Origin of the sequence: Paludisphaera soli (assembly GCF_011064595.1) — a bacterium.
GTDB classification, from domain to species: Bacteria; Planctomycetota; Planctomycetia; order Isosphaerales; family Isosphaeraceae; genus Paludisphaera; species Paludisphaera soli.
The window spans coordinates 54,031-78,131 of sequence record NZ_JAALJI010000015.1 but is presented as its reverse complement, the minus strand read 5'-3'; the positions used below and the strand labels follow the sequence as shown (position 1 = coordinate 78,131).

23 protein-coding genes, 1 tRNA gene and 1 pseudogene are annotated in these 24,101 nt (G+C 68.3%); 15 read left to right on the top strand and 10 right to left on the bottom strand.

Annotated elements, in window-relative coordinates; all coding sequences use genetic code 11:
* Positions 1 to 107: 107 nt before the first annotated feature.
* From G6O68_RS18720 to G6O68_RS18710, 4 genes and pseudogenes are all read left to right on the top strand, one after another.
* On the top strand, positions 108 to 1,262 hold the full coding sequence (locus G6O68_RS18720) for a hypothetical protein (protein ID WP_165250162.1): 1,155 nt from the start codon (positions 108 to 110) through the stop codon (positions 1,260 to 1,262).
* On the top strand, positions 1,255 to 2,241 hold the full coding sequence (locus G6O68_RS18715) for a hypothetical protein (RefSeq protein ID WP_165250161.1): 987 nt from the start codon (positions 1,255 to 1,257) through the stop codon (positions 2,239 to 2,241). Before G6O68_RS18720 ends, G6O68_RS18715 begins: the two co-directional genes overlap by 8 nt.
* Positions 2,238 to 2,411: pseudogene (locus tag G6O68_RS33605) on the top strand (DNA methyltransferase); the annotation flags it as partial. The gene G6O68_RS18715 and the pseudogene G6O68_RS33605, both read left to right, overlap by 4 nt.
* A 54-nt stretch (positions 2,412 to 2,465) precedes the next feature.
* Positions 2,466 to 3,377 carry a hypothetical protein gene (locus G6O68_RS18710; protein ID WP_240911390.1) on the top strand — a complete coding sequence of 304 codons (912 nt, stop codon included), beginning with the start codon at positions 2,466 to 2,468 and terminating at the stop codon, positions 3,375 to 3,377.
* A gap of 130 nt (positions 3,378 to 3,507) precedes the next feature.
* Here the strand turns inward: G6O68_RS18710 and G6O68_RS18705 are convergent, their stop codons facing one another.
* From G6O68_RS18705 to G6O68_RS18695, 3 genes are all read right to left on the bottom strand, one after another.
* Entirely contained in the window at positions 3,508 to 4,695 is a 1,188-nt protein-coding gene (locus tag G6O68_RS18705; RefSeq protein ID WP_165250159.1) for a tyrosine-type recombinase/integrase, read from the bottom strand.
* Positions 4,696 to 4,792: 97 nt separating this feature from the next.
* A tRNA-Arg gene (locus G6O68_RS18700) sits at positions 4,793 to 4,866 on the bottom strand.
* A gap of 81 nt (positions 4,867 to 4,947) precedes the next feature.
* Positions 4,948 to 5,949 carry an IS701 family transposase gene (locus tag G6O68_RS18695; RefSeq protein ID WP_165250158.1) on the bottom strand — a complete coding sequence of 334 codons (1,002 nt, stop codon included), beginning with the start codon at positions 5,947 to 5,949 and terminating at the stop codon, positions 4,948 to 4,950.
* A 167-nt stretch (positions 5,950 to 6,116) separates the two neighbouring features.
* Here G6O68_RS18695 and G6O68_RS18690 point away from each other — a divergent pair, with 167 nt between their 5' ends.
* The 3 genes from G6O68_RS18690 (at position 6,117) to G6O68_RS18680 (ending at position 11,093) form a co-directional block, all read left to right on the top strand.
* The gene (locus G6O68_RS18690) at positions 6,117 to 6,926 is read left to right on the top strand and encodes an MBL fold metallo-hydrolase (RefSeq protein WP_165250157.1); all 810 of its coding nucleotides are present in this window, start codon (positions 6,117 to 6,119) and stop codon (positions 6,924 to 6,926) included.
* Positions 6,927 to 7,703: 777 nt separating this feature from the next.
* Positions 7,704 to 9,134: a UTP--glucose-1-phosphate uridylyltransferase gene (locus tag G6O68_RS18685; RefSeq protein WP_165250156.1), complete on the top strand. Its 1,431-nt coding sequence runs from the start codon at positions 7,704 to 7,706 to the stop codon at positions 9,132 to 9,134.
* A gap of 924 nt (positions 9,135 to 10,058) precedes the next feature.
* A complete protein-coding gene (locus G6O68_RS18680) occupies positions 10,059 to 11,093 on the top strand; it encodes a hypothetical protein (RefSeq protein WP_165250155.1) in 1,035 nt (344 codons plus the stop codon).
* A 65-nt stretch (positions 11,094 to 11,158) separates the two neighbouring features.
* On the opposite strand, the gene G6O68_RS18675 is transcribed toward G6O68_RS18680, so the two are convergent.
* Positions 11,159 to 11,434: a hypothetical protein gene (locus tag G6O68_RS18675; protein ID WP_165250154.1), complete on the bottom strand. Its 276-nt coding sequence runs from the start codon at positions 11,432 to 11,434 to the stop codon at positions 11,159 to 11,161.
* Between the two features lie 286 nt (positions 11,435 to 11,720).
* A complete protein-coding gene (locus G6O68_RS18670) occupies positions 11,721 to 11,987 on the bottom strand; it encodes a helix-turn-helix domain-containing protein (RefSeq protein ID WP_165250153.1) in 267 nt (88 codons plus the stop codon).
* Between the two features lie 296 nt (positions 11,988 to 12,283).
* Here G6O68_RS18670 and G6O68_RS18665 point away from each other — a divergent pair, with 296 nt between their 5' ends.
* The 5 genes from G6O68_RS18665 to G6O68_RS18645 all read left to right on the top strand — a co-directional run bounded on the left by G6O68_RS18665 (position 12,284) and on the right by G6O68_RS18645 (position 16,002).
* On the top strand, positions 12,284 to 12,436 hold the full coding sequence (locus G6O68_RS18665; protein WP_165250152.1) for a hypothetical protein: 153 nt from the start codon (positions 12,284 to 12,286) through the stop codon (positions 12,434 to 12,436).
* A 106-nt stretch (positions 12,437 to 12,542) separates the two neighbouring features.
* Positions 12,543 to 13,274 (top strand): tetratricopeptide repeat protein, encoded by a 732-nt coding sequence (locus G6O68_RS18660; protein WP_165250151.1) that lies wholly within the window; start codon positions 12,543 to 12,545, stop codon positions 13,272 to 13,274.
* 220 nt (positions 13,275 to 13,494) lie between these two features.
* Complete coding sequence (locus tag G6O68_RS18655) at positions 13,495 to 13,776, top strand: hypothetical protein (RefSeq protein WP_165250150.1); 282 nt, start codon at positions 13,495 to 13,497, stop codon at positions 13,774 to 13,776.
* 70 nt (positions 13,777 to 13,846) lie between these two features.
* Positions 13,847 to 14,551 carry a response regulator transcription factor gene (locus G6O68_RS18650; RefSeq protein WP_165250149.1) on the top strand — a complete coding sequence of 235 codons (705 nt, stop codon included), beginning with the start codon at positions 13,847 to 13,849 and terminating at the stop codon, positions 14,549 to 14,551.
* On the top strand, positions 14,548 to 16,002 hold the full coding sequence (locus G6O68_RS18645; RefSeq protein WP_165250148.1) for a sensor histidine kinase: 1,455 nt from the start codon (positions 14,548 to 14,550) through the stop codon (positions 16,000 to 16,002). The genes G6O68_RS18650 and G6O68_RS18645 overlap by 4 nt, the downstream gene beginning before the upstream one ends.
* Before the next feature lie 41 nt (positions 16,003 to 16,043).
* On the opposite strand, the gene G6O68_RS18640 is transcribed toward G6O68_RS18645, so the two are convergent.
* The 3 genes from G6O68_RS18640 to G6O68_RS18630 all read right to left on the bottom strand — a co-directional run bounded on the left by G6O68_RS18640 (position 16,044) and on the right by G6O68_RS18630 (position 19,305).
* A complete protein-coding gene (locus tag G6O68_RS18640) occupies positions 16,044 to 17,009 on the bottom strand; it encodes an FkbM family methyltransferase (RefSeq protein WP_165250147.1) in 966 nt (321 codons plus the stop codon).
* A 291-nt stretch (positions 17,010 to 17,300) separates the two neighbouring features.
* Positions 17,301 to 18,332 (bottom strand): acetyl-CoA carboxylase carboxyltransferase subunit alpha, encoded by a 1,032-nt coding sequence (locus G6O68_RS18635; protein WP_165250146.1) that lies wholly within the window; start codon positions 18,330 to 18,332, stop codon positions 17,301 to 17,303.
* 70 nt (positions 18,333 to 18,402) lie between these two features.
* Complete coding sequence (locus tag G6O68_RS18630; RefSeq protein WP_165250145.1) at positions 18,403 to 19,305, bottom strand: serine/threonine protein kinase; 903 nt, start codon at positions 19,303 to 19,305, stop codon at positions 18,403 to 18,405.
* Between the two features lie 338 nt (positions 19,306 to 19,643).
* On the opposite strand from G6O68_RS18630, the gene G6O68_RS18625 reads away from it, so the two are divergent.
* From G6O68_RS18625 to G6O68_RS18615, 3 genes are all read left to right on the top strand, one after another.
* A complete protein-coding gene (locus G6O68_RS18625; RefSeq protein WP_165250144.1) occupies positions 19,644 to 20,984 on the top strand; it encodes an ATP-binding protein in 1,341 nt (446 codons plus the stop codon).
* Positions 20,985 to 21,653: 669 nt separating this feature from the next.
* Positions 21,654 to 22,127 carry a hypothetical protein gene (locus tag G6O68_RS18620; RefSeq protein ID WP_165250143.1) on the top strand — a complete coding sequence of 158 codons (474 nt, stop codon included), beginning with the start codon at positions 21,654 to 21,656 and terminating at the stop codon, positions 22,125 to 22,127.
* Between the two features lie 134 nt (positions 22,128 to 22,261).
* Entirely contained in the window at positions 22,262 to 22,834 is a 573-nt protein-coding gene (locus G6O68_RS18615; protein ID WP_165250142.1) for a hypothetical protein, read from the top strand.
* A 383-nt stretch (positions 22,835 to 23,217) separates the two neighbouring features.
* Here G6O68_RS18615 and G6O68_RS18610 read toward each other — a convergent pair whose 3' ends face one another.
* Positions 23,218 to 23,586 carry a hypothetical protein gene (locus tag G6O68_RS18610; protein WP_240911389.1) on the bottom strand — a complete coding sequence of 123 codons (369 nt, stop codon included), beginning with the start codon at positions 23,584 to 23,586 and terminating at the stop codon, positions 23,218 to 23,220.
* On the bottom strand, positions 23,583 to 23,888 hold the full coding sequence (locus G6O68_RS18605) for a hypothetical protein (protein WP_165250141.1): 306 nt from the start codon (positions 23,886 to 23,888) through the stop codon (positions 23,583 to 23,585). The genes G6O68_RS18610 and G6O68_RS18605 overlap by 4 nt, the downstream gene beginning before the upstream one ends.
* Between the last annotated feature and the right edge of the window lie 213 nt (positions 23,889 to 24,101).

The window sequence follows — 24,101 nt, the reverse complement described above, 5'->3', positions numbered from 1 at the left end:
CCTCACTCTCTGTAGCGGAATTTTGTGATCGGCCTACCCACCTGGAGCCGACCAATTGACTGGGATTGTCTAGGGTAGGTGGTCTGTTCTCGTGATCGGATTGTCGAATGGCGAAAACTAAAAGCTTGGGAGAGCAGATGGAGTCGAAGGGAGAACCTTATCAAAGGTTCCCCGTCGCCGAACTTTTGTTCGACGCCGAAAATCCTCGTCTCGCCGAATATGTCATCGACGATAAGACCACGCAGTTCGATCTGCTAAGGATCTTGTGGCAAAAAATGGCGATCGAGGAAGTCGCCATGTCGATTGCGTACAACGGGTATTTTGTTCACGAGCCCTTGTTTATAGAAAAGCAGGGAGCCGAGTTAGTTGTCATTGAGGGTAATCGGCGCCTGGCGGCGGTCAAGCTGCTCCTCGACAAATCTCTACGCGAGAGGCTGCGTGCGACCGACCTGCCCCAAATCTCTGAGGAGCGGCATGCCGAGCTGCAGACCATCCCGGCCATTGTTACGACGCGAGAAGAAGTCTGGAGGTATCTCGGCTTCAAGCATGTCAATGGGCCGTCGAGTTGGGGGTCTTACGCGAAAGCTCAGTATGTAGCAAAGGTGCATCACAATTATGGCGTTCCGCTTGAAGAAATCGCCAGGCAGATTGGTGATTACAACTCTACCGTCTATCGCATGTATCGCGGGCTTATGGTGATCGAGCAGGCCGAAAAGAGCGGCGTTTTCGATCGTCAAGAGATCTCCAAGCCCTCGTTCTACTTCAATTATATTTATACTGCGATTGATTACCCAGGCTTTACAGCATTTCTCGGTTTAGGGTCCAAAACCACAACTCTTCGCGAGCCAGTTCCTAAGAGTAGGACTAAACAGCTTGGTGAGGTTTTGGAATGGCTTTACGGCAATAGCACGCGAGATAAGCCGTCGCTGATTCATTCTCAGAACCCTGACTTAAAGGTGCTCGACACTGTCCTGATGAGTAAGCAGGGCGTAGACGCACTGCGGGATGGATTCCCGTTGGGAGTCGCTAAGGACATAAGCCTTGGGGACGAGAAGCTCTTTCGCCAGGCGCTTCAGCAGGCAAAGCAGGAGTTGCAGAAGGCTCACGGCACCCTAAGCACGGGCTACACTGCCTCGGATGTCGACCTCCTCAGGATCGCGCAGGACGTTGAGGAGCTGGCTAGTGATCTGATGATGGGGATGATGCAGAAGCGGAAGAGGGCGAAGCGAGAGAGTGATAGGGAAAAGGCTAGCGATGAGTAGCATTCTCTATGTTGGATCCGGGGATGATGAAATCGTCGAGCATGCTGATTGGGTCGAGGCCTCCAGTTTGTTCAAGGCCGATGGCAACGTGTCCCAAGAAGATTTGGCACGTGCAATCGCACTTGACCGCTCCTTGAGCCAGAGCAGAGCCCGGGAATTGGCTCAGGATGCCTTCGATGAGCTGGCTGATCGAATAGAGTCCTGCGGAGAGAACTCTCATCCAAGGGTCTCGTGCTACCCCTTCGAGCTGGTGGACGGAAACACCATGCTTCAGAAGAAATCCACTGACGCTAGTGCACCAGATGCCGGCTTGCTCTATTTGTTCCTACTCGCATTGACTCGATCGGATATGAGTTCGAAGGCCCGCAAGCGGGCGAAGCTCGATCCGACGAAGATTTTTGAGCGACTTTGTGCTGACGTGCTTAAGGAATTCTGGGGTGGTGAGTCAGCCCACTCTGACTGCATCGTATTTGGCACGGCGAAGTTGTCCGTGAAGTCTAAAGGCAAAGCTAAACCCAAAGGCGCTAGAAGCAATGTCTTCTCGCATCATGTTAATCACCTCTGCTCTGTCCTTCAGGAAGGCATTGGTTGGAGAACTAATGCTCGGTCGCCCGGTGCTGGAGACGGCAAGCTGGACGTAGTCGTATATCGCAGGTTTCGCGATCGACGTTCTGGAAGCCTTGTTGGTTTCGCTCAATGTAAGACCGGCATTCACTGGAGAGAGCATCTGCCGAAGCTTCAGCCACGCGGTTTCTGCGGGAATTACATGGTCTCGCCTCTGCTCGTCGATCCCATGCGAATCTATATGGTGCCGCATCGGATTGTCGCAAATCGCTGGGATGAAGACACCCGCGCGGGTGGTCTACTTTTTGATCGCTGTCGTATCGCGCACTATGGAAACTCGATCAAGTCGGAGACGCTCGCCGATTGTAGAAAGTGGCTCGATGATGTGATTGCTAAGGCTAAGACATCCCCATGAGGCATCGATTTCACGCGATTTGCCCATATTTCGCCATGTTTCCCGAGTCCTTCGCCGAGCGATGGATTAGCGAGCTTACGCGACCTGGTGACGTCGTCCTCGATCCCTTCAGCGGTCGTGGCACGACAGCGACGTGCGCGCTCCTTATGCAGAGGCGTGCCATCGCGTGTGATGTGAATGATGTGGCCTATTGTCTGACAAGAGCAAAAACCAACGCACCTGCCTTGGCCACCCTGAAACGGCGGCTTACGATTCTCCAATCGGGCTATGTCGCAACCAAGTGGCGAGAAGCCGTCGAGGCTGCCCCGGAATTCTTTCGTTACGCGTTTCATGACGAAACATTGTCGCAGTTGCTGTATCTTCGCAGCGAGCTGAAGTGGAAAAGCTCGCGTTGCGATGGAATGGTCGCCGCACTCGTCCTCGGTTCCCTTCACGGGGAAATGGATAAGTCGTCGTCGTACTTCAGCAATCAGATGCCGCGGACGATCAGTACGAAACCTGCCTACTCAGTTAGGTTTTGGCAAGAGCGTGAACTCGTCGCACCTCAGCGGGACGTGTTCGGTCTGCTCAGGGCGAGGGCGATTTACCGATACGAAACGCCGCCGCCGACCGGCGATGCCGTCATCCTTCATAGGGACATGCGACAACTGACCAGGTTAACCGAGACTTTGCCTGGACCGATCAATTGCGCGATCATGTCGCCCCCCTATCTGGACGTCACCAATTTCGAGGAGGACCAATGGCTGCGCTTGTGGTTCCTGGGAGGTCCGACTCATCCTACCCGCGGTCGACTTTCGCGCGACGATCGGCATGAGTCCTCGGACGCCTACTGGCGGTTCATCGCCGATATGTGGCGTTCGATGGGGCAGGTGATGGGACATCGTGCGAACGTGGTGGTGAGGCTGGGAAGCCGCATCACCAGCCCGGAGAAGCTGCAGCATCTTCTTGTAGCTAGCAGCCGTTTTTCCGGACGCGACGTCAAGCTCGTGCATCAAGAAATCAGCGAACTGAAGAACAGGCAAACCGATGCCTTTAGGCCTGGAACTAAGGGCTGCCTCGTAGAGATCGACTGCCATTTCCAATTTGACATTGGCAATATGGTAAGGCATACGCCTACAAGCGAAACCTTAGTCTGAAACTCCCGACTTAGCGGTCCCAAGAGCGTGTTGCCGCCTTAGGCTCTTAGCCTAAAGGCCTAATGAGTCGCAAACAAGCCTCGCTCGGGCAGGCTCTTTGGTCCTCGACCCGACGATGGCTGTGGACGCTTCACCCCACCCGCTCCATCGCCTCCCGGGCCTTCGCCTCGTCCAGCTCGGCGTAGACCTCCGTCACCGCCGGCGACGAGTGCCCCAGCACGGCCCGGGCGACGTCGAGCCCGAACTCCCGCCGCAGGGCGGTCGCGGCCGAGTGCCGCAGCTGGTGGGGGTGCCAGTTCGGGACCTCCGGGGCGTCGGAGTCTTTCGCCTTCCGTTCCGCGTTGGCCTTCTGGACGCCGCGGGTGATCGCTTGGCGGTAGCTGCCTGGGGTGTAGCGTTCGCCCGGCTTCTTGAGCGGCGCCGGCTTGCTCCGGTCGGCCTGGGACGGCTGGACCTTCGACCTGCGGGCCGCCCGCTTGGCCGCCATGCGCTCCTCGTTCGCCTCCCGGGGCTGGAAGAGGTAGGCGAGGAGGTCGGCCCGCAGCCAGGGGCGTAGGACCTCCTGGGCGGCCGGGCCGACGAAGATCACCCGATCCTTGTCGTGGTGCTCGGTCTTGTGCTCGGCCGGCCGGTACTCCCAGACCTTGCCCGAGGTCGCCAGGTCGCACGTCCGCATGATGCAGATCTCCCCCGGCCGGGCCCCGGTGAGCCGCTGCAGCTCGACCATCGCCCGGACCTGGCGGGGCAGGTGGGGGAGCGTCGCCTCGACGAACGCGTCGGGGACCGGCTTCACCGGGGCCGCCTCGCGGACCCCCTTCGAGCCCCGGCGGATCCCCTCGACGGACCGCAGGGCCTCCCACGTCGACGCCGGGATCAGCTGCTCCGAAACGGCCCACTTGAACATCCGGACGATCATCCGGACGCGCTTGTTGACCATCGTCCGGCAGTTCCCCGCCTCGACGAACCGCTGGCGGATCGCCTTGAGGGCGAGCGGCCCGAAGTCCGCCGCATCGGTCGGCCCGTAGGCCTCGCGGACCGGCCGGACCGCGTACCGGATGTTGACCGGCTCCCGCGAGCGGTAATGGGCCTCGACGTGCGCGCGGTAGCGCGAGACCAGCATCTCGACCGTGAGGACGTCGTCCGACGCGAGGCGGCGGCCGTTGGCCAGCCACTCGGCGACGACGCGGTCGTAGGCCGCCCGGCTCTCGTCGGAGCCGTAGGGGCCGAGGTAGATGTTCTTGCCGTCAAGGGTGACGACGGCCCGCCCGGAGGCCTTGTGATGGCGATAGGAGGGGGTGCGGTCGCGGGACCAGGGCATGACGCCGACTCCAAAAACGGTAGTTGACCGTTTCTGGCCGCGTCGCCGCCCTTGGGCGGGTGAGCCCTAACTGAGGGCTGCGGCAGGACTTAGGTAGTACACCCGGCAGGATTTGAACCTGCAACCTTTAGCTCCGGAGGCTAACGCTCTATCCAATTGAGCTACGGGTGCGTCGGACCGTCTAGCTGAGGGTCTCATTCCACCGCGGGCGGGGGGCTTTGTCAAGACGGCGGCGGCGGAACCGGGTAGGAGTTACGCAGTTGGCGCATCGGGGAGCCGATACCAGGGGGCGGCCAGGTAACGGCGGACGGCGTCGCGGACGATGCTCGTCTTGGCCTCGAACCAGCTGACGCCGGTGTCCCAGCGGTGCCACTCCAGTCGGACGAAGGCCCGGATCGCCAGTCCGACGTGCGTCCGCTGGGCCCGGCCGGCCCTCGCCTGGCAGCGTTCGACGCCGCAGTGCTGCTTCAGCCCCCGGTGGTACTCCTCGATCGACCACGACAGCGCGTCCAGCTCCTGCCGCTCCAGCTCGGTCATCGCCGGGTCGCCGGTGATCCAGTGCTCCGCGCCGCCGTCTCTGGCGACGATCCGGAACGCCCTCACCGGCCCGAACCCCGGCAGCCACGCCGGCGTGCCGGCCCGATCGATCGCCAGGGCGTCGGCCCGGGCGGACTTGCTCCGCTCCAGGCTCAGGCGACGGTTGCCCGGCGTCGGCGCCAGGAACCTCCAGCCCAGGTCCCGGACCGCCAGGAGGTTCTCCAGGCCCGAATACCAGCGGTCGAACAGGACGCACCGCGGGGCGAAGCCGCGGCGTTTCGCCTCGGCGAGCATGTCGCGGAGGTGGTCGTTCTTGGTCTTGCCGTCGGCCTCCTTGTGGTAGATGCGGTAGTCGACCGGGTAGATGCGGTCGCCGTCGGTCCAGACCAGGGTGACCAGGCCGATGCCCCGGGCCACGCCGCCGTGGCGGCCCGACCACTGGTGGGAGACCGCCTCGATGTGATGGGAGTGGGGCTTGTCCAGGACGCTGTCGTCGACGACCAGGACGCCGCCGTCGCGGGCGACGAGCGGCCCGACCTCGCGCCAGAGGGCCTCGGCGTCCGGCTCCAGCCGGTGCAGGAGCCGGGTGAAGGCGTCGTGGGCCGGGGCGGCGGGCCCCGGCGGCCCGACGCGGGCGGCCTCGAGGGCCGAGCAGACCTTGGGTGTGGCCAAGAGGAACTGGATGTAGTCCTCGTCGTTGCAGCGGGGCGGGTTCATGCCGTCGAAACTACCGCCGACCCGCCCCGGGCGCAAGTGCCGATCGCGCCAACTGCGTAACTCCTACCGGGGTTCGGGTCGCGGGGAGGGGGGCTCGGGCTGTAGAATGGCGCTCGCCCGAGGCGCCCGGCCGGCGTCGGTCGGGGGGACGCGCCTGGGCCTGGAGGATGAGTCGGTTGATCGAGAGCCCCAATCCGCCGGAACGGCGCCTGACCTTCCTGGGCACCGGGACGTCGTCCGGCGTCCCCGTCCTGGGCTGCGACTGCTCGGTCTGCACGTCGGACGATCCCCGGAACAACCGGACCCGGCCGAGCGTGCTGATGACCTTCCCGGCGGGGAACCTGCTGATCGACACCACCCCGGAGATGCGCATCCAGCTCCTGCGCGAGGGGGTGCGGCGGATCCACGCCATCGCCTTCACCCATCACCACGCCGACCACCTCTTCGGCCTCGACGACGCCCGGATGTTCCCCAAGTGGATCGGCGGGCCCGTCCCGGTCTTCTGCGAGTCCGACACCGAGGACTACATCAAGCGGGTCTTCTCCTACGCCTTCCGCGAAGAGACCCGCAACTGGCCGGCGGGCTTCGTCCCCAAGATCGAGTTCGAGCGGCTGGAGCCGTACCGGCCCTTCGAAGTCCTGGGCGAGACCATCCTCCCCGTCCGGCTCCACCACGGGCGGTTCGAGGTCCTGGGCTTCCGCGTGGGGGGCCTCGCCTATTGCACCGACGTCAACCGGATCCCCGAAGAGACCTTCGAGGCGCTCCGGGGGCTCGACGTCCTGGTCCTCGACGCCCTCCGGTTCGACCCCCACCCCACCCACTTCCACCTGGAAGAGGCGCTCCGGGTGGTCGAGCGGCTGCGGCCCCGACGGGCCCTGTTCACGCATTGCTCGCACGAGTTCGACCACGCCCGAGTCGAGGCCATGCTGCCGTCCGATGTGCAGCTGGCCTTTGACGGGCTGGTGGTGCCGTTCTAGGGTACCCGAGGGCCGGGGCGTCCGCCCGTCGGAAACGGCGTGCGGCCCGAGACGCGGGGAGAATACGAGATCCCGCCGGTCGCCCCCCGGGCCTTCGGGCTGATCCTCGGCGGCCTTGCGACGGGGCGCCGTGGCCAGGGCTGGAGGAGGAAGCGGCCGGCGGGAAGTCGGCCTCGTCGCAACCTGATGATCACCATGCTGCTGGGGGGGGCTCTGGCACGGCGCGGCCTGAAATTTCGTCCTCTGGGGGGCCTACCACGGGCCGACCCCGGCCGGGAGGCTCGACCTCGGTCGCCGCGCCGGCGCGGTCCTCGCCATGGGGTTGTTCTTGGTCCTGACCTACCAGGGCTGGATGCTCTTCCGGGCCGACTCGCTGGGGCAGGTGGTGGACTACTTGCGGGGTCGAGCCGAGATTCGCCGTCCGCAAGGTCGCCGGCCCGGCGGCGTCCCCCCAACTACGTGATGCAGAATACCGACGCGATCTGCCCGACCTCGAACCGCCTGACTTTCGTCGCGGACGGCCCTCCACCCCCGCCGCGAACGCGAAGCTCGCCGAGGCCCTGGCCGAGATCCTGCGCCGGACGCCCCGGGAGGCCCGCCCGACGGCCGACGCCGGCTGAACCGCCCACCCCGCCGCGTCGGCCCCGGCCCGATCGGGCGTAGGGCGGTCGCGAGGATGCCGAAGCAGCCGGAAATTGTTATCCTACTGTACGGGTGCGCCGACGAGGACACGGCGACGGGCGCCGCTCAGGCGATCAATCAGGAGCATGCCGCGCGATGGCTCTGAAGCAGGATCTGGCGGGACGGCTGGGGAAGCATGGTCAGGAGCATCTGCTTCAATTCTGGGACGACCTCGACGAGGACGGGCGTGAGTTGCTGGCGAAGGAGATCGAGTCGATCGACTTCGAGCAGCTCGACCGCCTGATCGCCGAGTTGGTGCGAGGCGGCGGCGAGGCTCCCGAGGTCGCGGCCGATCGGGTCCTCCCCATCGACGTGGTCCGGATGCCCCAGACCGACGGCGAGCGGGCCGCGCGGCGGCGGGCGACCGAGGCGGGCGAGGAGGCCCTGGCCGCCGGCGAGGTCGGCGTGGTGCTGGTCGCGGGGGGCTCCGGCACGCGGCTGGGCTTCGCCGGCCCCAAGGGGACGTTCCCGATCGGCCCGGTCTCCTCCGCGAGCCTCTTCCAGATCCACGCCGAGAAGCTCGTCGCCCTGGGCCGCCGCCACGGCAAGCAGCCGCCGCTGTACGTCATGACCAGCCCCGAGAACCACGAGACGACGGTCGAGTTCTTCGAGAAGCACGACCGGTTCGGCCTGGACCACGTCCGGTTCTTCGTCCAGGGTCGGATGCCGGCCGTGGACCTGGAGACGGGCAAGATCCTGCTCGCCGGCCGCGACCGGCTCGCCATGAGCCCCGACGGCCACGGCGGCACGCTCGCCGCCCTGGCCGGCCCCGGCGACGCCGGCTGCGAGCCGAGCTGCCTCGCCGAGATGGGCGATCGCGGCGTCCGGACCCTCTTCTACTTCCAGGTCGACAACGCCCTGGTCGAGATCGCCGACCCGACCTTCATCGGCCTCCACCGCCAGGCCCAGGCCGAGATGTCGTTCAAGGTCGTCGAGAAGATGGCCCCGGACGAGAAGGTCGGCGTCGTCGTCCTGGTCGACGACCGCCCCCAGGTCATCGAGTACTCCGACCTCCCCAAAGCCCTCGCCGAGAAGCGCGGCGACGACGGCCAGCTCGCCTACTGGGCCGGCAGCATCGCCATCCACGCCTTCGAGACCGCGTTCGTCGAGCGGCTCGTGGGGGGCCTGAAGCTCCCCTTCCACCGGGCGATCAAGAAGGTCCCGTTCCTCGCCCCCGACGGCCGGACGGTCCAGCCGGCCGAGCCCAACGCGGTCAAGTTCGAGCAGTTCATCTTCGACGCCCTGCCGGCCTCCGAGCGGTTCGTGATCGTCGAGACCGACCGGGCCGTGGAGTTCGAGCCGCTCAAGAACGCCGTCGGCCCCGACTCGCCGGCCACCGTCCACCAGCGGATGAGCGACCTGTTCGGCGGCTGGCTCGAACAGGCCGGCGCCGTCGTCCCCCGCCGCTCGGACGGGACCGTCCCCTTCGCCATCGAGATCAGCCCCCTGTTCGCCCTCGACGCCCACGAACTCAAGTCCAGGATCGAGCCCGGCCTCGTCGTCGAACGCCCCATCTACCTCCGCTGAGCTCGGCCAAGGCCGCCCCGACCCCACCGGGGCGGCCCGGCCCGATATTGGGTTCGTTCGACCGACCCGCGAATGAACCCGATCGACGTAAGTCGTTTTCTCGATGGACGTTGACCTCAGTTCTCCGCCCCCGGAATTGGGTTCGTTCGGCGCGCTTTCGAGGATTCGCCCGACCTCCCTCGCCTCGGCCCCGTCGGCGGCGTTCGCCGGACCTCGAACCGCCGGCCGTAGACGCGACGGCCTCCGGGCGCGAGACGCGACTCCGGCCCCATGTCGACCGATCCAGATCGGCTTCGGTTTGGGTTCGTTTGCGCACGCTCGAAACTGGCTCGTTTGACGTAAGATTTTGAATGGTAGAGGTTTAGGTTCGTGGTTGGCTTCGAGGAATTGGGTTCGTTCGGCGCGATTCGTCGCAACGATTGGTGGCCCCGGCTCGCCGAGACCTCGCGACCGAGGGGACGCCTCGATCCTCGCGCGAGCGCTTCGATCTTCGGGACCCGGAACCCGCAACAGCGGCGATCGCCCCGTGGAGGGCCGACCGAACCGGGCGTCGTCGTCTCATTCCAGCGCATCGCTTCGACCTCTCCGACCGTCGCCGGGAACCTCGCGAGCGCAAGGTCCCTTAGGTGGACGATGCGCCCGGCCGGCCGGATGAGGACTCGGCGATGCGAGAAAGCGACGACCTCGTCTCGTGGCTCGGGCGCGCGGGTCGGTCAGTCCTCGTCGAATCCTTGGCGCCGATGCCCAAAGGCGTACGTGCGGGGCGGCGGGGGGCCGGGGGGGGCCCTCGTGGTCCCACGGCCCGACTGCCCCGCGCCTGGGGGCCTGCTTTTCCAATCGCGACACGGGTAGCATGGATCGCGCGGATCGAGCGGGGATGGGGGCGGGGGGACGTCTAACGGCTTCGTGAAGCGAGGTTGCGTCATGTCGATCGCGGTCGAGTGCCCGTCGTGTCGAGGATCCTTCCGCGTGGCCTACGGCCATGCGGGACGTCGTGGACGCTGCCCGAAGTGCCAGGAAGAAGTCGTCGTCCCGTCGCCCGCCGAGGCGACCGGCCCGCAGGCCGTCGAGGCGTTCGACCGATTCTTCATGGATTCGATCAGCCTGATCCAGCCGTTGCCGCTCCCCCCGGAACTCCCCGTCGCGCCCGCCGACCTCAAGGCGGCGAAGGCCGAGCTGATCGACGCAAGACGCGACATGGAGGTCGCCCAGGAGGCCAATCTCGCCGCGCTGGGGCGGCTGAACGTGCTCGCGCCCCGCGCGGTCAAGGCCGAGGCCGCCGCGTTGCTGCTCCGCTCAGGCGTGCGGATCGCGCCCGCCGAGTTCGACCTCCGGGAGGCGACCCCCCTCGCCGCCGAGGCGGCCCTTGCGGCGGCGAAGGAGGGGATTCGAAGGCTCGAATCGGCGTTCGAACCGTTCCAGGAGGCCGCCGCTCGACGCCTGGCGATCGCCCTGGCGCTGCTCCAGGACGACCGCGTCGCCGAGCGGGTCGCCGGCGGGCCGACGCGCCGATCCGGGAGCCGGACCATCTACCCGACCGCCGCATACCTGGCCCGGCAGGTCGTCGAATCCCAGTCCGGTCTGATGCACGCGAACCAGGTGGTTGCCCAGGTCGCCCTCATGGCCGTCCAGGCCAAGGCCAAGGCCCTGGAGAGCTTCGGCGAGGCGGCGGCGAAGTCCTGCCGGGCGCTGGGCGATCGGCTTGCCGCCATCCGACGCACCCTCGCCGCGACCGACCACTCGCCGCTCCTCGACGCCGACGGCCCCCTCACGCTTGAGCAGCACCTGCTGCCGGTCATGCCGCCGCTCGACAGCCCCATCCAATTGATGCAGGCGGCCGATCAGGTGCTAGACGGCGTCACGGACCTGCATCGCCATCTCATCGGCCGCCTGGCGATCGCTGCGGAAGAGGTCGAGAAGGTCCTGGGGCTCGGCCCCCTGAAGCCGCCGGCGAGCTGAAAGCCCGGCCGAGTCGAGGCGGATCGCCTCGCGGTCCGACGCTCGCCCGATGACAGGCTACGGATTCATCCCTCGACCGTCGGAGGGGAGACCAGGGCCGTTTCTTCCATCCGTTCCAACCGCCACCAACTCGGCCCGTTGGCGGTTGCGCGGATGCGGACGGTTCCTTCTCGGTTCTCGTCCCCCTCGAACCGGACTTCGACCACGAACGGCCCCGCCTCATGTTCCACCGTCTTCTCGATGGTCGGGCCGCCTATGAGCCGCAAGAGTTCCTCATGGGGGAGGCTACGGAACCGCTCCAACTCCCGGACGAGTACGACGTACGCCTTGATGCGATCCAAAGTGCCGCCCCGCAGGAACGAGGGTCGATCGGTAGCCTGCCGAAGGTAGAGGAAGTTCGCGCCGGCTGCTCAGCGAACCGTCGACCTGGCGATCGATCGCGCCGTCTCGCCGATCTCCTGGACGCTGCCATGATACCTTGTTCCTCCGAACTGCGCGAGGTTCGCGGCATGGGACCTGGGCCATAAGCAAAGGTCAGGGCCGGCCCGCCTTCGAGATCGATGGGGGGGGTGAAGCGATCGGCACCTCGGCCGTCCCCGCATCGACGGCGACGGGCGTGCGGGTCGCTCAATCCTCCTCGTCGGCCTCGGGCATCGGCCGGGGGCGGCCGGCGTCGGGCTCGGCGAGGAAGGCGAGGCGGCGGGCCGAGAACGCCTCCGCCCACCCCTCGACCCGCTCGACGCCGACGCGGAACCGACGCGCGACTTCCTCGATCGGCCGCCCCTCGTCCAGTTCCAGCAGCGCCTCGGCGCGATACTTCTGCCTGCGGCTCCTCGGCCGCGCGACCATGCCGCGGATCCGGCTCCGCTCGGCCTCCGATAGTCGGATCGTCATCGCCTCTCCCCCCGTCGCGATCGCGAATCGTCCGCTGGCCGACCCTTCCGCGGCGAGCCGTCGCCGTCCTGGTTGAGTGATCATCAATCGGCATGCCGAACTCGTCGCCCGACGAGGTTGAACCCAGGAAGGCATCTCGTGGATGGGACTTCAGGGGCGTGGTCGACTCCAGCCATCTCGCCCCGGCTTGCAGGCGGGCGATCGGGGGGCTATCGTGAGTCGGGTCCGGGGCACGGCCACGACCTGTCGCCCAGGTTCCACATCGCATGCCGGGGGATCGATCAGCCTCCGCCCGAATGAACGCGGATATCGACGAACTGACGCGGGCCATCGAGAACGACCCGACCGACGCCTGGCTCTACTGGGAGCGCGGGCGGATTTACTGGGATGAACGTCGGAATCAGCTCGCCCTCGACGATTTCAGCGAGGCGATCGCGCGAGCCCGATGAGCCGACCTTCTGGCGGAGCCGGGGATGTCTCCTCGCCATGTCGGGTAACGGCTCGGCCCGGGACGACCTGGATCGAGCTGTCGAACTCGACCCCGAGGGTCCGTCCTTGTTCGCCCTTCGCGGCTCGTTCCACGAGGAGTGGCATCGATACGACCTCGCCCTGGCCGACTTCGGCCGGGCGATCACGCTCGACCCGCTCGACCCCGATTACCATCGCCGACGCGCCTTGGTGTGGGGCAAGAAGGGGGAACTCAGGAAGGCGCTGGAGGATTTCGACGAGGCGATCCGCCTCCAGCCTGATGCGCATGGGTCCCGGATGGATCGGGGATACGTCCGCTACGTCCAGCGGCGTTGGTCCGAGGCGGCCGAGGACTTCTCCCGGCAGGACTTCCGCCATGTGTATCGGTATTCTCCTGAGCTTGGGGCGGAACGGTTCGTCTGGATCGACCTCGCCCGGCGGTTCGAGGGCAAGCCGCAACTGGGGCTGGCGGCGATCCGGGAATACCTGGATTGGTATCTGGACGACGCTGCGGTCGCTGGGACTCGCGACGAGAAGCTGGTGGCGTGGCCGGTCCCCCTGGCTCGCTTCCTCGCCGGCGACCTCAGCGAGGCGGAACTGCTCGCCTTGACCGATGTGAACGAGTCCGATTCCGCCTGGGAGCACAACCGGGCCGTCGAGAAGCGCCGAGGATGCCACTTCGTCCTCGCCGAATGGTCCCGTGCGCAAGGGCTCTCGACGCAGGCCGACGCCCATCTTCGACGGGCGCACGGCCTGCCCGCGCACGATCCCATGAGTTGGGTCTTGGCGGCGCGGTTGGCCTCGTTCGACGCGATCTGATCAGCATCGCGAGGAATCCGTGCCGTCGGTCGCCCCTCACGGCCCCACTTTCGGTCAGAGGCGGTCTCCTTCGAGCGCAAGTCGATCCTCGGTTTGGTGTTCAGCGACATTATCCCGAGTTTAACCTCGCCTAACGGCGGCCTAAGCTTGGGCCTCTATCCTTCCTCACGTCGGGCGGGACGACCCCGCCCCGGACGTCGAACACGAGGGAGGATGGATCATGGGATACGAGGCGTTCGAGGTTCTGACGCTGCCGACCTGCCTGGTGGGGGCCTGGGGGATGGCCCTGGGATTGGGGCCCCTGGTGCTCCAGTTTTTCGACCGGCTGCTCATCGAAGGGGACGAGCAGGATGAGGAGGATTGGGCCGAGGCGGTCGACGACTCCGCGGGTCGCGACGAACTGGCCTGGCGCGGGCTCTGCGGCGGGGCCGATCGGCGAGACGAGATGGGGCTCCTGCCCGCGTCGTCGGGGGTCGCGAGCGGGACGCGTCCCTGGATGTGAAGGTCTCGGCCGATAGAATCCCAGGAAAGCGCGGCGTCTCTCGTCGCGGGGCGCGCGAGGGGGCCGATCCATGGGCATTCGAATCCTGGTGGTGGAGGACGACGAACTCATCGGCGAGTCGCTGGTGCGGGGGCTGCGCGAGGAAGGATTCACCGTCGAGCGCGAGGCCGACGGCGAGGCCGGCTGGCGGGCCCTCCAGGCGGAGGGGGGCTGGGACGTCGTCATCCTGGACTGGTGGCTGCCGTCGCAGGACGGGCTGTCCATCCTCAAGCGGCTGCGTGAGCGCGACCCGGACACGCCCGTCCTGTTCCTGACCGCTCGCGACGCGGTCTCGGACCGTGTCAAGGGGCTGAACGGCGGCGCGGACGACTACCTGTGCAAGCCCTTCGCGTTCGACGAGCTGCTCGCGAGGGTCCATGCGCTGGTGCGGCGAGGCGAGGGGAGGGGGGGGACGCGGCTGGGCCACGCCGACGTCGCGATCGACCTCGCCACCCAGCGGGTCGCCCGGGCCGGCAAGGGGATCGAACTGACGGCCAAGGAGTACGCGCTGCTGCTCTACTTCGTGCGGCACCCGGAGCAGGTGCTCTCGCGGACGCGGATCTACGAGCACGTCTGGGACGAGAGGTATGACGGGATCTCCAACACGCTGGAAGTCCACGTCTTCGAGCTTCGCCGCAAGCTGGAGGCGTACGGCGAGCGGCTGATCCACACGCACCGGGGCCGGGGCTACTCGTTCGGCCGCCCCCCCGGATCGGCCCAGGAGGAGGGGACGTGAGCCTGGCGACCCGGCTGCTGCTGTACTTCCTGGGGACGCTGGCAGTGGTCCTCCTGGCGTTCTCGGCGACGTTGTACGCGCTGGGCCGGTCGTATCTCCATCGCGGGCTGGACGACCACATGCGGAGGACCCTCGCGGCTCTGGAGGCGGCCGTCCATTTCGAGGCGGACGGCCTGGAGTGGAAGCCCGAGGAGCGCCGGATCACCATGGGCGTCGACCCGGCGATCGACCAGGTCCGCTGGGCGATCCAGGACGGCCGGGGGCGGGTCGTGGACCGATCGGCGAACTGGGAGTCGGCCCCCGGCCCGAGCCCGCCGCTGGCCGTTCCGGGGACGCTCGACGGGGCCGAGGGCGACGCTGCGGCTTTCTCCAACCATCCCGGTTGGCGGGTGGGACGCCGTCGCCTGCGGCTCGCGGAGATGCTCCGGCAGGATGGGAGGAGGCCGGACCCCGACGAGCCCGACGACGGCGAGTACGACGAGTTGATCCTGATCGCCGCCCTGGCCCCCGGGCCGGTCGACGCCGGCGTCGCCCGACTGGGGCTGACGCTGGCGGCCGCCTCGGCGTCGACCTGGCTGGCCTGCGCCGCGCTGGGGGGCCGGCTCTGCCGTCGGGCGCTGGCGCCGATCGCCCGGCTGGCGGCCGCGGCCCGCGCCAAGGGGGACGCCGACGATCAGGGGGGCCTGCCCACGCCGGAGACGGGCGACGAGTTGGAGGAGCTGGCGGGGGCCTTCAACGCGCTCCTGGAGCGGCGTCGCGAGGCGCTGGAGCGCCAGCGGCGGTTCGCCGGCGACGCCTCGCATCAACTGCGGACGCCGATCGCCGGGATGCTCAGCCTGGTGGACGTGGTGCGTCGTCGCCCCCGGCCCGCCGAGGAGTACGAGCAGACGCTCGACCAGGTCCGCCGCGAGGCCGCGCGCCTGAACCAGATCGTCGAATCGCTGCTCTTCCTGGCGCGTGCCGAATCCGAGGCCGATCCACCGCGCGAGGAGCCGATCGACCTGGCCGCGTGGCTCCCGGAGCTGCTCCGGCGTTGGGACGGTCGGCCCCGGGCGTCGGACCTGGGCCTGGCGGGCGAGTCGAGGCCGGTCTGGGTCCGCGCGCATCCCCCCTTGCTGGCGCAGGCGGTCGAGAACCTGATCGACAACGCCCTGAAGTACAGCGAGCCCGGCACGCCGGTCGTCGTGTCCGTCCGCGGCGAGCCGGGCGCTGCCGTGCTGTCGGTCTCGGACCGCGGCTGCGGCCTGACCGAGGAGGAGCGCGACGCCGCGTTCGAGCCGTTCTACCGGTCCCCCCGCGCGCGGTTGCTGGGGCGCGGCGGCGTCGGCCTGGGCCTCTCGGTCGTCCAGCGGATCGTCCGCGCCTCGCGCGGGACCATCGCCGTCGACGGGGTCCCCGGCGGGGGTTCGCGGTTCACGATCCGCCTGCCCGCGGCCGACGCGGCGCGGTGACGGGACGGGCCGGGCCGCCGCGCCGGGGACCGATCGTGGCGTCAGGGGGCGACGGCCACGCCGGGGGCGCTGACGAGGCGAGCCAGGTTCGGGAAGCTCGCGAGGAAGCGTTCCCGGGCGGGGCCCTCGTCGGGGATCCAGAGCGCGTTGTAGAACGTCGACGCGGGATCGATCGGCTCCAGGGCCAGCTCGCGCCGGAGGCCGACGCGACGCGAGGTGATGCTCCAGCCGTGGTAACCGAGCCCTTCCAGGATGCGGGCCAAATCGGCGGGGGTGGAGCCGGCCTGCTTCAGGTAGTCGGCGGCCACCTCGGTGGCGACCAGCGGGCGATGCCGGGCGAGCGTCCCGGCCAGGCCCTTGAGCGCGAAGCACTCGTAGCCCTCGACGTCGATCTTGATGAAGACGGGAGGGCGCGGATCCTCGTCCAGGACCGCGTCGGCCGGGCGGACGGCGACGGAGACGCGCTCGAACGCCTCGGGGTCCATCGCCTCGCCGTCGAATCGGGTGAGGCTCGCCTCGCCGGCGTTGCGACGGGGGATGGTCAGGGTCAGTTCCGCGTCGGCCTCGCCCGCGCCCATGCGATGGATGCGGACCTGGGAGATCCGGTTGCGGGCGACGAAGGACTCGATGCGGGAGGCGCACGCAGGGTTCGGCTCGAACGCGTCCACGACCCCCGATTCCCCCACTAACCTGGCCCCGACCAGCGAGATCATGCCGATGTTGGCGCCGACGTCCACGAAGCGGTCGCCGGGACGTAGGAGGCCGATGAGCAGCAGTTGCATCTCCAGGTCGTAGAATCGGCCCAGGAAGTAGGTGGTCCGCTCCGACCAGTGGGAGAGATCCAGGTCCATCTCGTAGCCGTGGAGCTTGCCCCGGATCGTGCGCCGACCCGCGCCGGCCCAGTGCACGTCGCGCCGATAGTCGCCCACGAACCGACCGTACAGTCGCCCCCAGCCTGGCAATTCGCGGAAGATGTAGGGGCGGATCAGCCGTTGTGTAAGGTTCAAAGCGGCCTCTCTTGGCGGAAATCAGCACCGGCCAGCCCGTGAAAGTCGCCCGCGTCATCGGCGGATTCGATGGAAGTTGGGCCCGGCGTTGGCGGGGGATCGTCCGAAGTCATCCGGATACCAGCTAAGGAGCATGGCCGAGGCGGAGGGGACCGGGCAACGAAAATGGGGGAAAACTTTTGGGCGATCGACTCGCAACTGAGAATGGAGTCTCAGGATTCACGCCATTCCTCGCCCGAGAGGGTTTGGGCGTCCGCGAAGCCCGCCGCGATTCTTGCTCCGGGGGGCGGGTCAGGCGGGCGAAGGGGCGTGGCCGTTGCGGCGGATCTCGATGTCGGGGGCCTGCTCGTGGAAGACGCCGATCTTGCGATACTTGTCGTAGCGGCGCTGGAGCAGCTCGTCCTTGGGGACGGTGTTGAGGCGACGGATGTTGCGGAGGAGGAACTGCTTGAGGGCGGTGGACATCTCGGCGTGGTCGCGGTGGGCGCCGCCGAGGGGCTCCTGGATGATCTCGTCGATGATGCCAAAGCGGAGCAGGTCGCGGCTGGTGAACTTCAGGGCGGCGGCGGCCTTGGGGGCGTGCTCGGCACCCTTCCAGAGGATGGTGGCGCAGCCTTCGGGGCTGATGACGGAGTAGTAGGTGTGCTCGAGCATCCCCAGGTGGTCGCCGATGCCGATGCCGAGCGCGCCGCCGGAGCCCCCCTCGCCGATGACGACGCAGACGATGGGGGTGGCGATGCCGGACATCTCCATCAGGCTCTCGGCGATGATCGCGGCCTGCCCGCGCTCCTCGGCCGAGATCCCGGGGTAGGCGCCAGGGGTGTCGATGAAGGTGACGATCGGCAGGCCGAACTTCTCGGCGAACCGCATCTTGAGCATCGCCTTGCGATAGCCTTCGGGGTGGGCGCAGCCGAAGTGGCAGGCGGTGCGCTCGGCCAGGTTCTTCCCCTTCTGGTGGCCGACGAACATGACCTTCACGTCGTCGAGGTAGCCCAGGCCGGTGACGATCGCCTGGTCGTCGCCGACGGCGCGGTCGCCGTGAAGCTCCAGGAACTGGCCGAACAGCATGTCGATGTAGTCGCGGGTCTGGGGCCTCTGGGGGTGTCGCGAGACCTGCACCGTCTGCCACGGGTCGAGCTGCGAGTAGATCTCGCGCTTGAGCGCCGCCAGCTCGCGGCGGAGGCGGCGGATCTGCTCGCCGATCTTCGAGTTGTCGCCGCCGGCGCGGTTCTTGGCGTACTGCGCCTCCATGTCGCCGAGCCGCTGCTCCATCTCGTAGATGGGGGCCTCGAAGGGGAGACGCTGTTCGTGGGCGCTGCGCATGGGACGCTTGATCCTCGAATTCGGGGACGCACGGTCGCGGTCGCGGTCGGGGGGGCGGGGCCGGACGAGTTCAGGCGAAGGGCCCGTCCCGATTATCGGCGCACGGGTCGGGGTCGTTCCGGTAAATCCGGATATTCCGGAAGACGGCCAGGAATTCCTGGAGGCCGGCGAAGCGTTCTTCGGGGTTCTTCCGGAGCATCCGCAGGACGATCTCGCTGAATTCCGGGGTGATCTGGTCGTCCCGCGAGGTCAGGGCCAGGGGCTTCTCGCGAAGGTGCTTGTTCAGCAGCTCTTGCTGGGAGTTGGCCCGGAAGGGGGGCCGGCCGCAGGCCAGTTCGTAGCAGGTGGCGCCGAAGCTGTAGACGTCGGCGGTCGGGGCGGGGGACTCGCAGCGGATCTGCTCCGGGGCCATGTAGGTCCCCGTCCCCTGGCGGGGGATCTTGCCGCCGAAGAGCCGGGCGAGGCCCGAGCGAGGCCGCATGGCGATCGTGTAGTCGATCACCCGGACCTCGCCGCCGCGGTCGGCCAGGATGTTCTCGGGCTTGACGTCGCGGTGGACCCAGCCCTTCTCGTGCATGAAGGCGAGGCCCGAGGCCGCCTGGCGGATGATCTTGCGCAGGTGCTCGCGCGGCATCGGGTAGACGTTCGGCCGCGAGAGCGGGAGCTTCAGGTTGAGCCCGGGGAAGTACTCCATCACGAAGTACGGCTGCTCGCGGTCGTTGACGAACTCGTGGACCCGGATCAGGTTCGGGTGCCGCAGCTCCAGGCCGAGCTTGGCCTCGAAGGCGAACTTCCGGCGCTCGGAGGCGTCGTCGCACCGCGAGGCCGCCAGTTGCTTGACGACGTAACGCCGGTGGGTGGACTCGTCGGCGACCTCCATGACGACGGAGGTGACGCCCGCGTGGATCACCCGGACGACGCGATACGCGCCGATTCGATCTTCCGCGCTGGCCGCGCCGCCGCTCGTCGCCAATCCCCAGCCCCCTCGCGCAGGCGGTCTCGTCGGCCCCGTGGGGCCGCGACCGCGTCCTCGGCGAAATCCCTGTATGCCGCACGACCCGATTCATCCTACAAAATCTCGGGATCGCCGACAACGCGCCCGCAAGCCTCGCCGCCGTCCCGTCCGACGCGGCATTCAAGAGTGGAGGCGGGTCGCGTCGATCATGAGATTGCGGGAAATCCGCCGGGCGGTCCGCGCGCCGGCGGCCACGACGAGACGACGCGGCCCCTCGGCCGTCGATGCGTGAAGTCGGGGACCGATCGGGCGACCGCCGCGTCGCCCGAAGGAGCCAATCAAGGAGTCGGTCGATCATGGAGCGGAATCGGCACAACGCCCCGCAGGGAAGCGCCCCGGAACCTCGGCCCGTCGCGGGCCCCGGGTCGGGTGCGGGGGACGCCGTGGCCAGCCGGCGCACGGCCCTCGAATCGCTCGGCTCGACCCTCCCGGGCGCCCCCGGCGCCGGCCCGGTCCTGCTGCTCACCGGGGAGGCCGGCGCGGGCAAGACCTGGCTGCGCAAGCGGCTCGTCGACCGGCTCCCCGAGGGCTGGCGGGCGGCCGTGGTCGAGGTCGCCCCGACGATCGACGCGGTCGACTTCCTGACGCTGGCCGCCGCCCGGCTCGGCGCGGCCTGCGCCGCCGACCGCCCGGCCACCCTGCGGATCGCCCTCGCCGAGGCCCTGGAAGACGACGCCCGCGAGGGCCGGCCCTGGCTCCTGGTCGTCGAACAGGCGCAGCACGCCTCGGCCGAGGTCTGGGCCGAGATCGAGGCCCTCTGCGACGGCCTGCACGCGACGGGGGGCTTCGCGGGCGTGGTCTTGGTCGGCCGGACCGACCTGGCGCGACGGCTGGCCTCGCGGCCGCTGAGGCCGGTCGCCAGCCGACTGGCGAAGCATGTCCATCTGCCGCCGCTGGACGTCGACGAGGCGGCGCGCCTGCTGGCCGGCGTCGACGCCTCGGAGGTCGAGCGGCTGCACCGCGACGCCGCGGGCAACCCGCGCCGGCTGCTCGCCCTGGCCGGCGACCGGGCCTCGCGGGCCCTGGCCCCAGTCGTGCGCCGGGAGGTCCTCGCTCCGGCCCCCGCAGTCCCGGCGGACCGCCCGGTCGCGGCCCCCGTCGAGCCGTCGGCCTGGAGCCGACCCGCGCCCCGGTACGAGGCCGAGGCCGAAGTCGAGACCCCGAACGTCCAGGTCGAGGCCGAGGTCCGCCCCGCCCCGGCCCCGCTGCTCCCCAGCCGGCCCCCGCTGCGCATCGAGGACGGCCTGATCGAGGTGGGCTGGGAGGGGAGCTTCGAGGCCGAGGAGTCCGCCGAGTCCGAGACCTCGGTGGAGTCCACCCCGGCCGACGGCGAACTCGTCGAGGATCACTACGCCGCCCTCCAGGCCTGGACCGAATGGGCCCGCAACCGCGACCGCCTCAGCCGAGGCGTCGCGTCCGAGGCCGTGGAGTCGGTCGAGGACCAGGGAGTGGAAGACGCCGAGATCGCCGAGGTTCGCGCGTCCGACACCGCCGAGGCCGGCGACGACTTCGTGGCTGAGGAGTCCGACGCCGAGGACGACGAAGAGTCGCCCCTCGGCGAAGACCTCCGCGCCGAGCCTCGGCACGAGCACGCCCCCTACAGCCAGCTCTTCACCAAGCTGCGGCAGTCGAGCTGATCGCGGCCGGCCGGGTGCGAGGGCCCTTGCACCCGGCCCTCGCCGCCTGGGCACCCCACCTCGGCAGATGCCGAAGCATCCTCACGGCCGGCCTCCCACCCACCGGCATCATCCCCGCAGGTCGACTCCCTCCCGCGGGACCGTCGGCCAGGCCGGCGAACGTCCGCCCCCGAAGGCGTCGGGACCTTTGATCGCCCGACGCGGCACCCCGACGCACGCGGAATCGGGTGGTTAAAAAACTTTTAGAATCATCTTGACGGGCGGCGTGGGCTTTCCGAACATTCAAGAGCTTGTGTTCGGAAGTCCTCATGATCGCGAGCGCAAGCGATCACCTCGGTGTCCTGGTCCTCCTCAAGACGGCACCGCCTGCGTGCCGTCGACGCGTTCCGGTCCCTAGGCGTCCGTCCCGGTTTGCGGGCGTCCGCTCCTGTCTCGACCCGATCTTCACCGCCTCGACGGCCGCGGCGGCCCTGCGGGGGCGCGGCCCCATGATCTTCTGAAACGCAAACGTCGTCGTCGGCCGAGAGGTCGTTACGGCGGTCGCACGCGCCCGTCTCGTGTCGTCGCGGGCCGCGTCGCCTCGATCCGGCCGTCGGCCGAGTCCGCTTCGAGGCCGATTTCCCGGCGAGCCGGCCGACGCCAAGTCAGATCACCAGGGGGAGCTCACCAGTGAGACCTGTCCACGGCATGATTCGGTGCGGGTTCGTGACGTTCCTGTCGCTCGGGGTCGCGGCGGGGGCCGCCGCCGGGGGGAAGAAGGGCGAGCCGCCCAACTGGAAAGGGGGGGGATCCGGCACGACGAGGCCCGAGGGGGGCGTCCACGTCGACGAATTCGTCGGCCGGACGACCCGCCTCGGCCCGTTCCAGGGCGGGGGGTTCCACGTCCTGGATCCGTTCGACTTCACCTTCTGGGGCGAGGCCGCGTGGACGGCGCAGGACGGCTCCTCGCTGAGGGCGACTTACACAGGCCAGGTCTTCCCGAGCGGCGACCCGGATTATCCCTTCGGCTTCGTGGCCGAGCTGGTCGCCGTGGGCGGGACCGGACGCCTGGCCGGCGCGCAGGGCCGGTCGACCATGAACGGCGGCTTCACGGGCGACCTCTTCTTCGACCTGGAAGGTTCGCTCGACTTCCACGGGAAATAGGCCGCGTCGGGCCAGCCTGATCGCGGCATCGGGGCCGTCGATCGGCCCTCTCGAAGGTTCGTGGCCCCCTCGCCGCACGGTCCGCGCGGAGTCGAGCCGGGGCGTCGCGTCACCACGCGGGCCGGAGATTCCCCATGATTCGCACCATGAAACCGACTTCGATCGTTTCGAAGGCCGCCTTGCTCGCGATCCTCGCCCTGGTGATCCCCCGGGCGGAGGCCCAGGTGAAACCGTTCAAGGTGACGGGCGGCGGGATCGCCAGCTACCTGCCCGTCGTCCCCGACGAGCCGGCCCACCATTTCGCGGTCGGCCAGGCCACGGAACTCGGGCGGTATTTCGGCGAGGGGAGCTTCGCGCTCATCCAGTTCACGAGCCCGACGACCGCGGAATTCTCCAGCTCCGAGCCGTTCGTGTTCATCGCCGCGAACGGCGATCGGCTGGCTTTCACCTACGGCGACGTCGACAACGGCGCGGCCGAGCCGGGCAACGTGACGCTGACGCCGCAGCCCGACGGCCGCTTCGTCGCCGTCTTCGTCGCCGAGTTCAACCCGATCCCCGAGGAGTCCACGGGGCGTTTCGCCAGGGTGGTGGACGGGAGCTTCATCATGGTCGCGACGACCGAGCCGTTCGTACTCGGGGACAAGGATCCCGTCGTGTACGCCTGGCAGGGCCAGGGCTGGCTCGAATACGCCAAGGGGAAGAAGTAATCCCGGGCATCGGCGCGGCGGTCGCTCAGGCCGTCGCGACCCGCCCCCGCGACGCGGTCGAGCCCGGCGTTCGGTGGGGGAGGATCTCCCGACGGATTCGACTTTCCGGCGGAACGAGTGATGAAACCTCGCGACCGGGGCCGATGGCTTTCCTAACGACCGAGCGAGGCGCCAGCCGAAGCGACGCGTCGTGCTTGGTAATCTGGAAGAGCAGGCGTCGTCGACGTTCCACGCGGTGCTCCCGCTCGCCCCCCTTCCCGGGCGGGGCGAGACGTACGGCGGCGTCGGACGTCGCGCGATCCGCGCGGCGAAAGACGCACCGGAGGCGACGCCTGCTTCTCCCCCGCCTGGCCCGGGCCGGCGATCGGCCTTCCATCCTCTCGTCAGCCGTGCTCGCGCTCGCGGACGGTGACGTACACTTCCTGGCAGGTCTCGGCGATCTTCTCGCCCAGGCCCTGATGCTTGGTCTCGAGCTGGGCGGAGTACATCCCCAGCACCTTGCAGAGGAAGGCGCCGTGGCAGGGGTCCCCTTCCTGGACGAGCTGGTCCAGGGATTCCTCGATCTGGTCGGCCAGATACAGGAGGAACTGGGCCTGTCCCTTGATCTCGGCCAGGTACCTCCGGAGGTCGGGCGAGACCAGGTCGCCCGGGGCCGCGTCGGGGGCCTCGTGGTCGTCGTAGGGGCGGCCGTGGCCTTCCGGGTCGTGGAACTCGCGAAGGGTCGGGGTTCCGTTCTCGGTCGAGGCGCTCATGAGGGGCCTCCGGCCGGGAAGCCAGGCTCGGGCGACTGGACCTGGGCGTCGAGCAGGTCGCACAGCTCGCCGATGGCCTGCAGGTGCTGGCTCTCCTGACGGAGGTTGGCCGTGTGCATCTCGACGAGCTGCTTGATGAAGATCCGGGTGCCCGGGTCGGGCTCGTCCTGGAACCGCTCCACGTCGGCGACGGCGGCGCGGACGAGATAGTCCATGAACTGGAGCTTGCCGCGGATCGAGACCGAGAGCTTGGAGAGCGTGACGCTCCCTGCGGCCTCCGGTGGCGCTGTGAGCTGGGACATCCTTGGAGTGTCTCCGGGCCGAGGCCGGACACCTGGCGAGGCGTCAGCGTCCGTGCGTTGGTGTGGATCGTCGCCTTGAGTCGAAATCCCCGGGGGGATCGAAATTCTCCTGGAGGTTACTCCGACCCCCCGCCGCTTGCAAGCGGAAAGCCCGGCGTCGGTCGACGCCTGATCAGGGTGGTGCGGGGCCTCGGCGCGGCGGCGGGTTCCCTC

Excerpts from the sequence above, each read along its gene's own strand:
- G6O68_RS18720 (WP_165250162.1), top strand. The coding sequence starts at position 108 with ATGGCGAAAACTAAAAGCTTGGGAGAGCAGATGGAGTCGAAGGGAGAA.
- G6O68_RS18715 (WP_165250161.1), top strand. The coding sequence starts at position 1,255 with ATGAGTAGCATTCTCTATGTTGGATCCGGGGATGATGAAATCGTCGAG.
- G6O68_RS18705 (WP_165250159.1), bottom strand. The coding sequence starts at position 4,695 with ATGCCCTGGTCCCGCGACCGCACCCCCTCCTATCGCCATCACAAGGCC.
- G6O68_RS18695 (WP_165250158.1), bottom strand. The coding sequence starts at position 5,949 with ATGAACCCGCCCCGCTGCAACGACGAGGACTACATCCAGTTCCTCTTG.
- G6O68_RS18690 (WP_165250157.1), top strand. The coding sequence starts at position 6,117 with ATGAGTCGGTTGATCGAGAGCCCCAATCCGCCGGAACGGCGCCTGACC.
- G6O68_RS18685 (WP_165250156.1), top strand. The coding sequence starts at position 7,704 with ATGGCTCTGAAGCAGGATCTGGCGGGACGGCTGGGGAAGCATGGTCAG.
- G6O68_RS18680 (WP_165250155.1), top strand. The coding sequence starts at position 10,059 with ATGTCGATCGCGGTCGAGTGCCCGTCGTGTCGAGGATCCTTCCGCGTG.
- G6O68_RS18670 (WP_165250153.1), bottom strand. The coding sequence starts at position 11,987 with ATGACGATCCGACTATCGGAGGCCGAGCGGAGCCGGATCCGCGGCATG.
- G6O68_RS18665 (WP_165250152.1), top strand. The coding sequence starts at position 12,284 with ATGAACGCGGATATCGACGAACTGACGCGGGCCATCGAGAACGACCCG.
- G6O68_RS18655 (WP_165250150.1), top strand. The coding sequence starts at position 13,495 with ATGGGATACGAGGCGTTCGAGGTTCTGACGCTGCCGACCTGCCTGGTG.
- G6O68_RS18650 (WP_165250149.1), top strand. The coding sequence starts at position 13,847 with ATGGGCATTCGAATCCTGGTGGTGGAGGACGACGAACTCATCGGCGAG.
- G6O68_RS18635 (WP_165250146.1), bottom strand. The coding sequence starts at position 18,332 with ATGCGCAGCGCCCACGAACAGCGTCTCCCCTTCGAGGCCCCCATCTAC.
- G6O68_RS18625 (WP_165250144.1), top strand. The coding sequence starts at position 19,644 with ATGGAGCGGAATCGGCACAACGCCCCGCAGGGAAGCGCCCCGGAACCT.
- G6O68_RS18615 (WP_165250142.1), top strand. The coding sequence starts at position 22,262 with ATGATTCGCACCATGAAACCGACTTCGATCGTTTCGAAGGCCGCCTTG.
- G6O68_RS18610 (WP_240911389.1), bottom strand. The coding sequence starts at position 23,586 with ATGAGCGCCTCGACCGAGAACGGAACCCCGACCCTTCGCGAGTTCCAC.
- G6O68_RS18605 (WP_165250141.1), bottom strand. The coding sequence starts at position 23,888 with ATGTCCCAGCTCACAGCGCCACCGGAGGCCGCAGGGAGCGTCACGCTC.